Source organism: Streptomyces krungchingensis, from assembly GCF_054729265.1.
The window spans coordinates 1,570,579-1,585,307 of the sequence record NZ_JBPUKY010000001.1; the positions used below are offsets into that span (position 1 = coordinate 1,570,579).

13 protein-coding genes and 2 pseudogenes are annotated in these 14,729 nt (G+C 68.0%); 7 read left to right on the forward strand and 8 right to left on the reverse strand.

The window, feature by feature from the left end; genetic code table 11:
* Positions 1 to 324: 324 nt before the first annotated feature.
* The 4 genes from ACSYGO_RS07165 to ACSYGO_RS07180 all read left to right on the forward strand — a co-directional run bounded on the left by ACSYGO_RS07165 (position 325) and on the right by ACSYGO_RS07180 (position 2,614).
* Positions 325 to 789: an SRPBCC family protein gene (locus ACSYGO_RS07165; protein ID WP_460386182.1), complete on the forward strand. Its 465-nt coding sequence runs from the start codon at positions 325 to 327 to the stop codon at positions 787 to 789.
* Between the two features lie 11 nt (positions 790 to 800).
* Positions 801 to 986: a nuclear transport factor 2 family protein gene (locus tag ACSYGO_RS07170; protein WP_460386183.1), complete on the forward strand. Its 186-nt coding sequence runs from the start codon at positions 801 to 803 to the stop codon at positions 984 to 986.
* Positions 987 to 1,236: 250 nt separating this feature from the next.
* Complete coding sequence (locus ACSYGO_RS07175) at positions 1,237 to 1,917, forward strand: GntR family transcriptional regulator (protein WP_460386184.1); 681 nt, start codon at positions 1,237 to 1,239, stop codon at positions 1,915 to 1,917.
* Between the two features lie 64 nt (positions 1,918 to 1,981).
* Entirely contained in the window at positions 1,982 to 2,614 is a 633-nt protein-coding gene (locus ACSYGO_RS07180) for a TetR/AcrR family transcriptional regulator (RefSeq protein ID WP_460386185.1), read from the forward strand.
* A gap of 44 nt (positions 2,615 to 2,658) precedes the next feature.
* Here ACSYGO_RS07180 and ACSYGO_RS07185 read toward each other — a convergent pair whose 3' ends face one another.
* Together ACSYGO_RS07185 and ACSYGO_RS07190 are read right to left on the reverse strand one after the other, a co-directional pair.
* Entirely contained in the window at positions 2,659 to 3,774 is a 1,116-nt protein-coding gene (locus ACSYGO_RS07185; RefSeq protein WP_460386186.1) for a zinc-binding dehydrogenase, read from the reverse strand.
* Positions 3,771 to 4,679, reverse strand: a complete 909-nt coding sequence (locus ACSYGO_RS07190; protein WP_460386187.1) for a fumarylacetoacetate hydrolase family protein — start codon at positions 4,677 to 4,679, stop codon at positions 3,771 to 3,773. The genes ACSYGO_RS07185 and ACSYGO_RS07190 overlap by 4 nt, the downstream gene beginning before the upstream one ends.
* A gap of 401 nt (positions 4,680 to 5,080) precedes the next feature.
* Between ACSYGO_RS07190 and ACSYGO_RS07195 the strand changes: the two genes are divergently transcribed.
* The 3 genes from ACSYGO_RS07195 (at position 5,081) to ACSYGO_RS07205 (ending at position 8,622) form a co-directional block, all read left to right on the forward strand.
* Complete coding sequence (locus ACSYGO_RS07195) at positions 5,081 to 5,995, forward strand: VOC family protein (RefSeq protein ID WP_460386188.1); 915 nt, start codon at positions 5,081 to 5,083, stop codon at positions 5,993 to 5,995.
* A 215-nt stretch (positions 5,996 to 6,210) separates the two neighbouring features.
* Positions 6,211 to 7,740: an MFS transporter gene (locus tag ACSYGO_RS07200; RefSeq protein ID WP_460386189.1), complete on the forward strand. Its 1,530-nt coding sequence runs from the start codon at positions 6,211 to 6,213 to the stop codon at positions 7,738 to 7,740.
* A 30-nt stretch (positions 7,741 to 7,770) separates the two neighbouring features.
* Positions 7,771 to 8,622, forward strand: coding sequence for a pirin family protein (locus ACSYGO_RS07205; RefSeq protein ID WP_460386190.1), 852 nt, complete (start codon positions 7,771 to 7,773; stop codon positions 8,620 to 8,622).
* A gap of 611 nt (positions 8,623 to 9,233) precedes the next feature.
* Here the strand turns inward: ACSYGO_RS07205 and ACSYGO_RS07210 are convergent.
* The 6 genes and pseudogenes from ACSYGO_RS07210 to ACSYGO_RS07235 form a co-directional block, all read right to left on the reverse strand.
* Positions 9,234 to 9,831: pseudogene (locus ACSYGO_RS07210) on the reverse strand (helix-turn-helix domain-containing protein); the annotation flags it as partial.
* 264 nt (positions 9,832 to 10,095) lie between these two features.
* Positions 10,096 to 11,202 (reverse strand): NAD(P)-dependent alcohol dehydrogenase, encoded by a 1,107-nt coding sequence (locus ACSYGO_RS07215; RefSeq protein ID WP_460386191.1) that lies wholly within the window; start codon positions 11,200 to 11,202, stop codon positions 10,096 to 10,098.
* A gap of 27 nt (positions 11,203 to 11,229) precedes the next feature.
* Entirely contained in the window at positions 11,230 to 12,693 is a 1,464-nt protein-coding gene (locus tag ACSYGO_RS07220; protein ID WP_460386192.1) for an aldehyde dehydrogenase family protein, read from the reverse strand.
* A 33-nt stretch (positions 12,694 to 12,726) separates the two neighbouring features.
* Complete coding sequence (locus ACSYGO_RS07225; protein ID WP_460386193.1) at positions 12,727 to 13,056, reverse strand: LuxR C-terminal-related transcriptional regulator; 330 nt, start codon at positions 13,054 to 13,056, stop codon at positions 12,727 to 12,729.
* Positions 13,057 to 13,325: 269 nt separating this feature from the next.
* Positions 13,326 to 13,969 (reverse strand): annotated as a pseudogene (locus ACSYGO_RS07230) (3-oxoacid CoA-transferase subunit B).
* Positions 13,969 to 14,724, reverse strand: coding sequence for a CoA transferase subunit A (locus tag ACSYGO_RS07235; protein ID WP_460386194.1), 756 nt, complete (start codon positions 14,722 to 14,724; stop codon positions 13,969 to 13,971). The pseudogene ACSYGO_RS07230 and the gene ACSYGO_RS07235 overlap by 1 nt, the downstream one beginning before the upstream one ends.
* Between the last annotated feature and the right edge of the window lie 5 nt (positions 14,725 to 14,729).

The following is a 14,729-nucleotide window of genomic DNA, read 5'->3' on the forward strand; positions in this document are numbered from 1 at the left end:
GGCCGTTGGCCGCGCCGAGTCCGAACTCCGCCAACTGTTGGAGCGCGACCCGGGTGACGCCTACGCGCATCTGCTCCTCGGGCGCACGCTGGAGCAGGTGCGCGCCGAGGAGGCTGTCCCCTACCTGAAGGTGACGAAAATTCTCGGGGAGTGAATAACTGCATGCATTTGAGCTCCGGCTTCTTGGGGAAGATATCGGGATACATCTGCTTTCATCTTTACCGAGGAACCTAGAATGTGCGCACTTTGGGCGGACGCCCCTCGGTGATGTGACGCCGAATCGGCCGGCGGAGTTCAATTCCGTGGAGGGACACCGTGATCGAAGTGAGCCGCACTCTTTCCGTGAACGACGGCACGGAGCCGGCGCTCCAGGTGGACGACATCTGGGCGGGCCTGGTGGACAAGGCCGAGAATCCGCTGGCGTATGTCGCCAGCATGAGCAAGTGCTCCGTGACCGAGCGGTTCGACGGCGGCCTGGTGCGCGAGGTCGTACATGCCGGGCAGTCGGTGCGCGAGGTCGTCACGTTCTACCCCAAGCAGCGTGTCCACTTCGTGCGGACACACGGTACGGCCAAGGGCACGATTGACAACGAAATCAGCCTCGGCGACACCGGTGAGCTGACCCTTACCTTCTCCTTTCGTATCGTCTTGGACGCAGTGGAGGCGGGCAGCGCCGAGGAGAAGGAGCTCGCCACACGCATGGAGGCCGACTACCTCGACGCGGTGCGGACGACGCTCGAGGCCGTACGGGGCCGGATTACCGGCGCCACCACCGGAATTACGGCCTGAGGGAGCCTGCGATGCAGACAGAGTTCGCCGCCAAGGTGTTCGCGCTGGTAGACGCAGCCGGCTTCAGTCGGCTGTTCACCCCGCAGGGACGCATGCGCTTCGGGAACAATGAGCCGATGACCGGCCCCGAGGAGATGGAGGCCGGGGTAGGTGGTTTCTTCGGCACCATCAAGGGCCTCGCTCCGCTCTTCGCCTAGGCTTTCGGCGCATCGGAAGGTGGATACAGTCCTAGGCCGCCCTGGCTCGGGCGATGCCCTGTCAGCGGGGCATCGCCCGAGCCCGGACTTCCGTGCATCCATATTGGATACACCTCTTGGGTAGACTCCCGGCGTGAGCAGGAATACGCACGAATCGTCGGAAAAACGGGAACCGGGCGGGGCCGTGAGCGTGGTTGACGGTGCCCCTGCACCCGCTGCGAGTCCCGAGGGTGTCACGGGCGGGCGTCGGATGGCTCTCGACGTACACGGCCGGCTGCGGGCGATGATCCTCAGCGGCGAGCTGCCTCCGGGCTCGGCGCTGCTCCAGGCGGAGATGGCTCGCAAACTGGGTGTCAGCCGCACTCCGATGCGTGAGGCGTTCAGGCTCCTCCAGGAGGAGGGTCTCATCGATGCCCGGCCCGACCAGCGGGCTCGGGTGCGTGCGGTGGACCCCGAGGAGCTGGACGGTGTGTACGGGGCCCGCATCATGCTGGAGGTACTGGCCGTGACGACGACGGCGAAGACGCTCACCGGCGAGGGCCTAGACCGCATGGGCGAGCTGCTGGAGCGCATGAAGGCTCTCGTCGACGAGGAGAAGCCGGACGAGTGGTACGCCGCGCACCGCGAGTTCCACAGCGTGGCCACCCAGGCCGTCGGGGCACAGTTGCGGCGCACGCTCTCCTCGCACGCTGAGCACAGCGAGCGCTATATCCGTCTTGCCCAGCTGGGCGTACCGGGGTCCCGGACGCGGGCGCACAAGGAGCACAAGGCGCTGCTGGCAGCCCTGAAGGCGAACGACGAGGCCGAGGCAGCCAAGGTGGTCGCCGGTCATCTGGCGCGTACGGCCCTGAGCGTGCTGGCCGATGTTGCCCCGGAGTACGAGCCCGTCACGACGCGCTCGGCGCTCAGGATCGTCGGCGGGCAGGCCTGACGGCTCGTGGCGGTACCTCCTCGCCGTAGCATCGGATCGAGCGAGTGAGGAAAGGGGCCGGAGCGTGGCCGCCGATGTCAATGAGGAAGTGCCGCAGTCGACGACGTCCGGCCGGGGCCGGCCCAGGAAGCACGAAACCAAGGCCGACTGCCCGCGCAAGGGCGAGCGCACCCGGCGGCGTATTCTTGAGGCGGCCCGGCGCAAGTTCGCCGAAGTCGGCTACGAGCGCGCCACGATCCGGGGCATTGCAGCTGAGGCCGAGGTCGACAAGTCCTCGGTCATCCAGTACTTCGGCAGCAAGGACGGGCTGTTCCGAGAGGCCGTCCGCTGGGACATCCCGATCGCCGATCTGACCACTGACCACCCCGCCCAGACCGTCGAGAACCTCGTGCGAGGCATGCTCGGGGCCTGGGCCGCGGATCCGGACAGCCCCATGGCCGTACTGCTGCGCGCCAGCATGACCAGCGAAGAGGCCGCCGAAATCCTGCGCGGCCACATCACTGAGCAGGGCGTCGAGCCGGTGGCCGCCATGGTCGGCAGCCCCGACGCCCGACTGCGGGCCGCGTTGTGCAGCGCGATGATGATGGGCATCGCCAGCCAACGTTATCTACTGCGGATGCCGGACCTGGCTGCGGCGGACACCGAGGACATTCTGCGCCTCGTCGTGCCGGTGCTCCGCGGCCTCATCGACCCGTGAAGACGGGGGCACCGGGCCGCCCGCCCGGGGAGTGACCCGACCTCTCACACCTCCCAATTTTCCGGCCCCACGATCAGCGCGACGCGCCCCACATTGCTGTCGTCCTCCAGATAGCGATGCGCGTCGGCGGCGCGCGCGATGGGGAACGTCCGGTCGAGAACCGCCCGGAATCCCTGCTCGACCTGCGTCCACAGCTCCTTTACGGCGGTGGGGTTCCCGGTGCGTACGCCGACGACGCGCTGGCAGTTCGAGTACAGGCGCAACAGATCCAGCTGCACCTTGCCCCCGAGGAAGGCGCCTGACGTCACCACGGTGCCGCCGCGGGCGAGCGCGTCGATCGTGGCGTCCCACACGGTCGGATCACCCAGGTTGTCCACGACGATGTCGGCGCCGTGGCCGCCAGTCGCCTCACGGACCTGCGCGGCGAAATCCGGCGCGGTGGCGTCGAGGACGACCTCTGCTCCCGCCGCGGCCATCGCCTTGCGCTTCTGAGGCGAGCGGGAGGTGGCGATGACCCGTGCGCCCAGATGACGGGCGAGCGCGGCCGTGGCTGAGCCAAGGGCCGAGGCGGCACCCTGTACGAGCACCCAGTGGCCGGGCCGCAGTCCTGCCTGGGTGAGCTGGTTGGCGGCGACCGCCCCGTTCAGCGCGAGGGACGCGGCGACCGCGGGCGTGATCCCGTACGGCACCCGGTGCACGTTACGGGCGGGGGCCACACAGTACTGCGCGTAACCCCCCGGGCGATGCGTACCGATCAGGGACAGGGACGCGCAGGCCTCCTCGCGGCCATCGGCGCACGTGGCGCAGGTGCCGCAGGTGACCACAGGGAAGACGGCCACCCGGTCGCCGACTTGGACCGAGTCCACGCCGTCTCCGATGGCGGCGACGACCCCGGAATGGTCCGCGCCCAGGACGTGCGGCAGCCGGAATTCCGCATAAGGGTGGCGACCCGCGCGGGCCGTGAGGTCGAGCAGACGGCCGATGCTCACCGCGGCGACCTGGACGAGGACCTCGCCGGAGCCGGGGCGGGGGGTGTCGAGCACCGCCTGTTCCAACACGTCCGGCGGGCCGAAGCGGCGGAAGACCATGGCCCGCATGGACTCCGGCACTGGCATCGGCTCGGGCCAGGTCACCGCCGCACGGGCCAGCGTGTCGTTCATGACGTCACCGCCGTAGCCACCACCGTGTTGTGCAGGCGGCCGACCCGCTCGATCTCCACGACTACTTCGTCCCCGGCAGCGAGGAACTCACCGCGGGGAATCCCGCATCCTGCTGGTGTGCCGGTGAGGATGACGTCCCCGGCTTCGAGCCGGGTGAGGCGGCTCGCGGCCGCGACCACCTCCAGTATGGGCACCATCATCTGCGCGGTGGAGGAGTCCTGCTTGAGCACTCCGTTGACGCTGAGCCGGATCTGCAGGTTCTGCGGGTCGGGCACCTGCCAGCTGGGCACGAGCCCGGGGCCGAGCGGGCAGAAGCCGTCCTGCCCCTTGTGTCCCAGCCAGTCGAAGGTGAAGGGCTCGGCGACGGGCAACGCGGACTTGAGCCGGTCCCGGGCAGAGATGTCGTTGGCCGCGAGATAGCCAGCCACGTGGTCGAGAACCTGGTCGGGGGTGAGGTTGCGGCCGGGCCTGCCTATGACCACGGCGAGTTCGGCCTCCCAGTCCACGCGCGCGCCGGGGTAGGCGGGCAGCGGTACGGGACCGCCCGGTCCCGTCACCGTCGTCGTCGGCGGCTTGAGGAAGAAGAACGGCTCGCCCAGAGCACCGGGACGCTCGATGCCCATCTCGGCGATGTGGTCCCAGTAGTTGGCACCGGCACACAGCACCTTGCTCGGGTAGGTCAGTGGAGGGGCGAGCCGGGCATCGGTGATGGTCGCGGATGCGGACGGCGTCCAGTTGCGCAGTACAGGCGCTATGGAGTCCCAGCGGCGAAGCACCTCCAGGAGCGTCAGACCGCCCGTCTCGGGAGGGCCCTCCACCACCTCCCCGTCGACCAGGACACCGACGGCGGTCTTCTCAGAGTGTCCGGTGCGGTACTGCACCAACGACCAGTCAGGTGACTGCATGGTTCTTCCTCCAGCGGACGGCTCTGTGTCTGTGCGGCAGCAGGACCATAGTGCATACACATTACGCCGGAAAGGGTAAGCCGCGGGAGGCGTGGTGGCCAGGCCCCGGGTAGCCGGATGCAGTGGAGAGGCGGTCGGCGACGCAGGCGGAGGCGACGGGTGCGGCGGAAGATCTGCTCGGCCTGTACGGTGGCCTGCCACACGCACCGTCCGCCGGGTGATCGATGACCTCGCCCCGGGCCGCGAGGCCCCCGATGTGGGTCCAGCGACCGTCATGGTGTGCGGCGAGGATCTCGGAACGGCTTCCTCGGAGAACTGGACTCCTACCGTAAAAGGTGTACACACTTAGAGATGGTGCGAGCCGACGGGACACGGCGCACCGGAACTGTGAGGAGATTGCCATGTTGCGTGTCAAAGGCCTGCTGCACTACGGACTCCAGGTCCCTTCCCTGGATACGGGCCAGAACTTCTACGACACCTTCGGGCTGCGGACGACCGAGCGGGACAACGCTCTCGTGGTCCGGTGTGACGGCCGCGAGCAGGATCAGGCGGTCCTGCTGGAAGGGCCGGCCAAGCGACTGCATCACGTGGCGTTCGCAGTGGAGCCGGACTCACTGCCCGAGTGGCAGCGCCATCTGGAGGGCCTCGGTGTACGTCTGCTCGACGCACCCGCCCAGCTGCCCGGGGGGCTTTGGTTCCGCGATCACGAGGACAACCTGCTGAACCTGCGCGACGAGCAGCTCGGCGCCTGGCGGGACTTCAGCACCACGGACGCCCACGAGGTCAACTTCGGCGACCGCGTCCGCCGCGTCGACCAGGCGCGCTGGCTCACCGCCGACGAGAAGCCACGCCCTCGGCGCCTCGGCCACATGCTGATCTTTAGTACGGACCTGGACGAGTCCGAGGCCTACTATGTCCGCACCCTGGGTCTGCGCCTCTCGGACCGTATCCGGGGCATGGCGGTCTTCATGAACTCCGGGCCCGGCGATCATCACGTCTTCGGCTTCCTGCCCGCTACCCATCCCGGCCTGCACCACTCCAGCTGGGAGGTAGCCGACATCGACCAGATCGCGATGGGCGCGCAGACCATGGCCGCCGCCGGTCACAGCCACGGCTGGGGTCTGGGGCGGCACACGCTCGGCTCCAACTTCTTCCACTACATCCAGGACCCGTGGGGCAGCTGGATCGAGTATTCCAGCGACATGGACTGCATCACGGACAGCTGGAAGGCCGGCGACTGGGACTGCCCCCCGACTGTCTGGAGCCCGGAGATCCCGGCCGACTTCATCCTCAACCAGGAGGAGAAGACCGCCTGAGGGCTCTTCCGGTGACTCCCCGCGCCGGTGAGTGCCCCCGGACGCCCCGTTCCGACCGCCATCCCGTCCTGCCAGAGACGGTCCGCGAGGGCGGGGCGTTCGGCGTGTCTGAGCGGTGGATTCCGGAAGTCGGGGGGTGTGCGGAATAAATCTCAACGCATGTATATTTTTTGAGGTGCCGCTTCCGGCCCTGCCGCCGAACCAGGAGTCCCGTCATGCCCACCGACAGCACGACGACGCCAGCGGACCCGGAGTCCGCCCCACCGGGAGAGACTCTCCGCGGGCGCCACTTCGGCCTCGCCCTCGTCGTCATCGCCGCCGCGCAGCTGATGGTCGTCCTGGACGGCACGATCACGAACATTGCGCTGCCGAGCATCCAGACCGACCTCGACGTCTCGGCGTCGAACCTGTCATGGATCGTGAACGCATACGCCCTCGCCTTCGGCGGGCTCCTCCTGCTCGGCGGCCGGGCTGGCGACCTCTTCGGCAGGCGCAGGATGTTCCGTATCGGCATCACGGTGTTCACCCTCGCCTCGCTGCTCGGCGGTCTCGCGCCCAACGAGGAACTACTGATCGGCGCCCGCATTCTCCAGGGCATCGGCGCCTCGATCGCCGCGCCCACTGCGCTCTCCCTGATCGCGACCAACTTCCCCGAGGGCGGGCTCCGCAACAGGGCGATGGGCGTGTACGCAGTCATGGCCGGCCTCGGTTCCACGGTCGGCCTCCTCCTCGGCGGCGTCCTGACCGACTACCTCGACTGGCGCTGGGTGTTCTTCATCAACATCCCCATCGGCATCGCCGTACTCGCCGGAACGAAGGTCCTCGCCGAGGGCGAGCGCAACACCGGGCGCCTCGACGTCCCCGGCGCGATCACCGGCACCGGCGGCCTGATCTCGCTCGTCTACGGCATCACGCGTGGCGGCCAGGACGGCTGGTCCGACACCCTGACCCTGGTCTTCTTCGGCGCGGCCGTCGTACTGCTGGCGCTCTTCCTCGTCCTTCAGCTGCGCACCACGCACCCGATGATGCCGCTGCGCCTATTCAGGGACCGCAACCGCGCCGGGTCGTACGCGACCATGCTGTTTCTGGGCGCTGGCATGTTCGCCACCTTCTACTTCCTGACGCTGTACATGCAGCAGATCCTCGGCTACAGCCCAGTCAAGACCGGGTTCGCCTACCTGCCGTTCAGCTTCGGCATGGGCATCGCCGCGGGCATCAGCTCCAAGCTGGTCGCGCACCTGGCACCCCGCTGGATCGCCGGCCCCGGTCTGGTCATTGGCGCGGGCGGGATGTTCTGGTTCAGCACCCTGGAGCGGGGCTCCTCCTACTTCACGCACCTGATGCCCGCCATGTTCGTCACCGCGCTGGGGCTGGGCATGAGCTACGTGCCGATGACGCTCGGTGCAGTCAGCGGAGTGCGTGATCAGGACTCGGGCATCGCCTCCGCGCTGCTCAACACCGCGCAGCAGGTGGGTGGTGCCCTGGGCTTGGCCGTGCTGACCACGATCTCCACCTCAGCGGCGAACGACCGTCTCCCGGAAGCGGCCAGCGCCTTCTACCGCGCCATCGCGATGAAGGACTTCGCCACGGTTGCCAAGGCCGGCGAGGCCCTGACCCACGGCTACACCACGGCCTTCACCGTCGCGGGCTTCCTGTTCGTGGGCGGCCTGCTGATCACGTTGTTCACCATCAACGCCAAGAATCAGGCGCACGGGGAGTCCGCATCCACGGCCCACCTGGGCTGATCCGAAGCAGACGAGCATAAGGAGTACCGCATGAACGAGCTCCGCGTCCTGTCCACCATCATGGAGGTCGAGACCCACGAGCGGGGGACGCTGTTCTCGGCCCGCGGCGCCCGCTTCGCGGTTGACCTCGATCCCTTCCTCAACACAGACCTCTTCCGAATGACCGGACCGGTCTTTGCCCCGCACCCGCATGCCGGCTTCTCGGCCGTCACCTACCTCTTCGACGACTCCACCACCCGCTTCCACAACCGGGACAGCCTCGGCGACAAGAGCCTGATCGAACCGGGCGGGGTGCACTGGACCGTCGCGGGCTCGGGCATCGTGCACGACGAGGTCGTGGAGGAGGTCGGACGGCTCGGACACGGCGCGCAGATCTTCGTACGACTGCCCGAGACCGTCGAGCAAGATGATCCCTACGGCATGCACTTCACCTCGCAGGAACTGCCCGCGGGCGAACTCGCCGAGGGCGTGAGCGTCCGAGTGGTCGCGGGCGAGGCGTTCGGCATGCGCTCGCCGGTGCGCGAGGCGACCGACTCCCATGTCTACGACCTGATGTTGTCGCCCGGAGCCCGCGTCGAGATCCCTGTCGATCCTGAGTTCCGCGGGTTCGTGATGACGGTCGAGGGTGACGGCCGGATCACCACCCCCGCGAGCCGGGGCAAGCTGGGACCCGCCGGTCTCGCCGTGTTCGAACCCGGCACGGGCGCAGTGGAGTTGGTGGCCGGCGAGCGGGGCGCACAGTTCCTGTTCGGGGCGGGCAGGCCGCTGCGCACCCCCGCCTACATGTACGGCGGGTTCTGCCTCTCCAGCCGAACTCGTGTCACGGAAGCGGTCGAGCGCTACCAGTCCGGCGAGATGCACGGACTGCTCACGACGCCGTGACAACACCCAAGATGCACAACCGACTTGAAGGAGCTGGATGTCCCGGACCGTAGTGGTCATCGGCGGTGGTTACGGCGGAAGTACCGCGGCCGAGACCCCTGGACGGCGTCGCCGACGTTGTCCTCGTCGACCCCAAGGATGCGTTCTTCCGCGCCGTCGGCGCCCTGCGCTCCGTAGTCGACCCGGAGTTCCTGCCCAAGGTCTTCTTTCACCTACTCGAACTGGCTGACGACTCCTCAACATTGAGCAAACGCCGCCGGTTCTCGGGCTCTGGCTCAACTTCTGTGACGCGACCACTCTGAGTAACAGCCCGGCCTAATCGAGTCGTACGCGACGTCGCCCGAAAATGCTCCGTGGACAAGGCAGTTGGGCCGACAGTTCGGGCCGTGGAAGCGGTCGTGCGGCTGAAGGAGTTGTTGTTCCCATCGATCGCGGACGTCGCGGTGCTGTCGGTGGACGTGAACATCGAGATAGTTCGCGTTGATGCGCAATGCATCGCGGACGGCGCTGTGTGCCCGGTCTGCGGAGTCTGGTCGAACCGGGTTCATGGTTCCTACCTGCGGTTTCCCGCTGATGTTCCGAGCGGTGGCCGAAGCGTTGTTCTCCAGCTCCTCCTGGTCGAGCCTGATGAGGAACTTCTTGAATTCCTCGGCCCGGTGCCGGCGGTGCAGGGAACCGATCACCTTGCCGCTGGCTACCTCGAGAGCCGCAAACAATGTAGTGGTGCCTGCCCGCACGTAGTCATGGGTCACACGCTGGGGAACCCCGGGCATCATCGGCAGCACCGGCTGCGACCGGTCCAGTGCCTGGACCTGCGACTTCTCTCGACTGTGACAGGCCCATGTCCTTGGCCATGGCCCTCGTCGACCAGTGAGTTGCGTTCTTCGGCGTGCTCTCCAACGTCTTGGTGACCACCGCGGCGACCTGTTCGTCGGTGACCGTTCTGGGACCGCCCGAACGCGGCATGTCGCCCAGGCCGGCAATCCGGTGCTCGACGAACCGTGCCCGCCAGCGCCCCACCGCGTGTGGTGTTGAGCCGAGTTGGGCGGCCACGTCCTTGTTGGACGCCCCACTCGCGCACGCAAGGTTGATGCGGCACCGCAGAGCCCACGCCTGCGGCGTGGAACGGCGCCGCACCCAGTCCTCCAGCGCAGCCCGTTCCTCATCCGACAGAACTAACTCGGCCTTCGGCCGTCCAGTAGGCGCCACCCCGCCTGCCTACACATCTGAACACAACTCCTGACTCAGAAGACTAGGACCTCTTAGTCGTGTTCCTAGGCAGGGTTACGCCGTCGCACGAGGGGGCTTCGTGCGACGGCGTTCTCGCGACCTGCGGTAGTGGATTCCGCTCTTCCTACGCGCCGAAGTGCTCGCATAGCGGCGTACGCGTTGCCCTCAGCCGGGGACACCGACCGGCGTGGCGCCCCTGTCGTGCGCTCTGCCGGGGCGCTGCAGTGTGGCGGCGAAGGAGGGTCAGAAAAGCACGACGGGCTTGATGGTCACGCCGGTGTGCATGTCCTCGGCCGCGGTGTTGAGGTCTTCCAACGGGTAGTGCCGGATGAGCCGGTCCAGCGGCAGTCGGCCCTGCTGGTGCAGTGCGGCCAGCCGCGGCAGCAGGGTCTCCGGCTCACCGTCGCCCATTGTCACGCCGAGGATGCGCTTGCCCGTGAGCAGGCCGTGGATCTCCAGCGACACCTCGGTGCCCGGGGCGGCCACACCGACCACTGCGCATGCCCCGCCCACGGCGAGCGAGTCGACGGCGGTACGGAGGATGGCGGGGACGCCGGTGGTCTCCACCACATTGTCGACGCCGTGGCCGCCGGTGATCTCCGCCAGCGCGGTCGCGAGGTCAACCTCGGTGGTGTTGACGGTGTGCCGGGCGCCGAGGCTGCGGGCCAATTCCAGCCGCTCCGGTACCCGGTCGACGGCGATGATGTCGCCGAGCGGGAGCAGGTTGGCGGCCATGATCGAGGACAGGCCGACCGCGCCGGCGCCGAACACTGCCAGGCTCGCACCGGGCTTGGGCACCAGTACGTTCCACACGGCGCCGACTCCGGTCTGCACCCCGCAGCCGAGCGGGGCGAGCATCGTGAGGTCGGCATCGGCATCCAGCTTCACCACGCTACGCTCGTCGGCGAGCGCCATCCGGGAGAAGGACGACTGGCCGAAGAAATGACCGCTGATCGGCATCCCGTCGCGCTGGACCGTGGAACTGCCGTCGGCCCGCTCGCCGCTCAACACGTTGCTCGGCACGAAGGTTTCGCACAGCGCCGGGTGGCCGTTGCGGCAGCCCGTGCAGTGCCCACAGGAGGTGAAGCTGAGCAGCACCTTGTCGCCGGGCCTGACTTTGGTGACCGACGAACCGATCTGCTCGACGATGCCCGCTCCTTCGTGGCCGAGGATACCGGGCAGCTTGAACGGGATCTTGCCGGCCTGTACGCCCAGGTCGCTGTGGCACATGCCGGTGGCGACCATCCGGACGAGGACCTCGTTCGAACAGGGTGCGTCGAGGACGACCTCGGTGAGAGTGAATGGCGCGCCCGGCTCTTCGACCACGGCGGCGGTGGTAACAGTGCTCACGATGTGTCTGCCTTTCGTGGCCGGTGTTCAGAGGGCGACGACGACGGACTTGGTCTGCAGGTACTCGTCAAGTCCCTCGGGACCGTTCTCACGCCCGTACCCGGACTGCTTGTAACCGCCGACCGGCATCGAAAGGTCCATCCCGGCCCAGGTGTTGACCCACACCGTCCCCGCCTGCAACGCCGCGGCAACCCGGTGCGCCCGGGTCAGGTCGCGGGTCTGTAGCCCGGCGGCCAGACCGTACGGGGAGTCGTTGGCCAGCCGTACCGCCTCCTCCTCCGAGTCGAAGGGCTGCACCGTCAGCACCGGCCCGAAGATCTCCTCCTGCACAAACGCCGAGTCCTGGTCGACATCGGCAAGCACCGTCGGCGCCACATAGAAGCCAGGCCCCTCCGGATGCTCGCCACCAAAGACACGAACCCCCTCCTGCCGGGCCCGGTCCACATACGACAGCACCTTCGCCTTGTGGTTCGGCCCGGCCATCGGCCCGATCACCGTCTCCTCGGCGAACGGATCCCCGATCCTCACCTGCCCGAGCGCGGCAGCCACACCCTTGAGCACGTCCTCATAGACCGGCCGCTCCACCAGCAGCCGGGTGCCCGCCATACAGAACTGACCCGTATTGAAGGTGAAAGCCCGCACCGCGGTCTGTACGGCCGCATCGAGATCGGCATCGGCGAAGACCAGGTTCGCACTCTTGCCGCCCAGCTCGAGGGTCATCTTCGTCATCGTGTCGGCACCGTCCCGGATCACCTGCGTGCCGACCGCGGTCGACCCGGTGAACGCCACCTTGCCCACCCGCGGATCCCGCACCAGCGCGCTCCCCGCCGCCGCATCCCCGGTCACCACATTGAACACACCGTCCGGCACCCCCGCGTCCTGCAGCACCTCCGCCAGCCGCAGCGCGGTCAGCGGGGTCTCCGCGGCCGGCTTGTGCACGACCGTGTTCCCGGCCGCCAGCGCCGCAGCGATCTTCTTGCAGGACAGCACCAACGGGAAATTGAACGGCGTGATCGCCGCGACCACACCGATCGGCTCCCGACGGGTATACGCCAGCGTCGGCGCGATCGTGGTCCGCGTCGCGCCCTCGATACCGGCAGCCATACTGCCGAAGTACTCGAACGTGTCGACCGTGATCGGCACATCCACCCGGCGGGTGAAGGCAAGAGGCTTGCCCACGTCGAACGACTCCAGCTCGGCGAACTCCTCCGCCCGCTCGCGCAGCAGTTCCGCCGCACGCAACAGAACCCGGCCCCGCTCGCGCGGGCTCATCCGCGGCCAGGGCCCCTGCTCGAAGGCCCGGTGGGCCGCGGCCACCGCTCGCTCGGCATCGGCCTCGTCTGCCTCCGCAACCGTCGTCGCGACCTGCCCGGTCGCCGGGTCCAGCAGCTCTCGGGTGGCGCCCGCCGTCGCCGGAACCCACTGCCCGTCAATGAACAAGCTGCCCGGTGCCACCTCGACTCGGGGCCGCGCCTGCTTCGTCGTCACCATGAAGACCTCCTCGTACTGGTGTGACACAGAGCGTCACCCGGAGAGGGGGTCCATGAACACGGGCTGAACTACCCGATCCGCGATACCCGTGGATCTACCCGGTACCCGAAGTGGCCATCCGGCCACCTGGGCGCGCGAGCTGAACCCGAGCTTGGCCAGGATGCGCTCGACATGCCCCTCGACGGTGCGCGGCGACAGCACGAGCGACTCGGCGATCTGGCGGTTGCTCAGGCCCTCAGGCGGGAGAGGAGCGAGATCGTCGCCCCTCCCCCAGGCCTGCCCAGCGCGGATATCTGAGGATGGTGGGTCATCTCGGCCTGCTCGGACTTTTGTGACCGGCACCAACGCATGGTCAGTTCTCATTTGAACCAGACCTGAGAGTAGGGCGCCGGCAAGGCTGGTCAAGGCCAGGCGCCAATCGGGGGTGTCCCATGTGGTTCTTGGACCGCCCCGGCCGTGGGGGGGCGCACGGCCGGGGCGGAGCTTGGAAGAGGGGGTGTCCCATGTGGTTCTTGGACCGCCCCGGCCGTGGGGGGCGCACGGCCGGGGCGGAGCTTGGAAGAGGTTGTGTCTACTCCCGCCGCTCCGATGGCTGCCCTGGATCACCGGACCGGCGGGAGAATTCAGCCCAATCAGCCGACTGGTTGCGGGACATGCACTGGTGCACCGGTGACGGCCGCTACCTGTTCGATCGTCACGTGGGGTGCCGTCTCTATGAGGGCGAGTCCATCGTCGGTTACGTCCAGGACTGCGAGGTCGGTGATGATCCGGTGGGCACAGGCCCGGCCGGTCAGCGGCAAGGTGTACTCCTCGACGATCTTCGGACTGCCGTTCTTGGCGGTGTGCTCCCTGAGAACGATGACGCGCCCGGCGCCATGGACCAGATCCATCGCCCCGCCCATGCTTTCGATCACCTTGTTGGGGATCATCCAGTTGGCCAGGTCCCCGCTTGCGGAGACCTGCATCGCACCGAGGATCGCCGTGTTGATGTGCCCGCCGCGGTTCATTCCGAATGACAGCCCGGAGTCGAAGAACGAGGCACCGGGCAGCACCGTGATGGTTTCCTTGCCCGCGTTGATCAGGTCCGGATCCACTGCGTCGGGGGACGGGTAGGGCCGGTGCCCAGGATTCCGTTCTCGGAGTGCAGCACCACGTGCACGTCCTCGGGGATGAAGCCGGGGACGAGGGTGGGCAGTCCGATGCCGAGGTTTGCGTAGTCGCCGTCGTTCAGCTCGGCTGCCGCTCGGTCAGCCATCGCATTCCTGTGCCAGGACATCATCTGGCCACCGCCCTCTTCTCGATCTGCTTGTCGGACACCTCTCGCGCGGTGAGCGGCACGATGCGCTGTACGAACACGCCGGGCAGGTGAATCTCGTCCGGGCGTAGGTCTCCCGGTTCGACGAGTTCTTCGACCTCGGCGATGGTCACGCGGCCGGCCATGGCGGCCAGGGGGTTGAAGTTGCGGGCGGACTTGTCGAAGACAAGGTTGCCGTGCCGGTCTCCGCGGGCGGCCCGCACCAGTGCGAAGTCGCAGGTGATTGCTTCCTCCAGGACGAAGGTGCTGCCGCCGAAGGTCCGGGCCTCCTTGGCCGGCGAGGCGATGGCGATGCCGCCGTCGGCGAGGTGGCGCCAGGGGATGCCGCCGTCGGCGAGGGGCGTGCCGACGCCGACGGGGGTGTAAAAGGCGGGAATGCCGCATCCGCCGGCGCGCAGGCGCTCGGCAAGGGTGCCCTGCGGTACCAGTTCGACTTCGAGCTCGCCGGAGAGGTATTGGCGGGCGAACTCCTTGTTCTCACCGACGTCGGAGCCGGTGACACGGGCGACGCGGCCGGCGCCCAGCAGGATGCCGAGTCCGTGGTCGTCGGTGCCGAAGTTGTTGGACACCACCCGCAGTGAGCGCGCTCCTTGCACATACAAGGCGGTGATGAGGGCGCTGGGTATGCCGCACAGGCCGAAGCCGCCGACGGCTACGGAGGCGCCGTGCCCGATGTCGGCCACGGCGCGGGCTGTGGAGGGTGCTGTCTTGTCCATCGAGG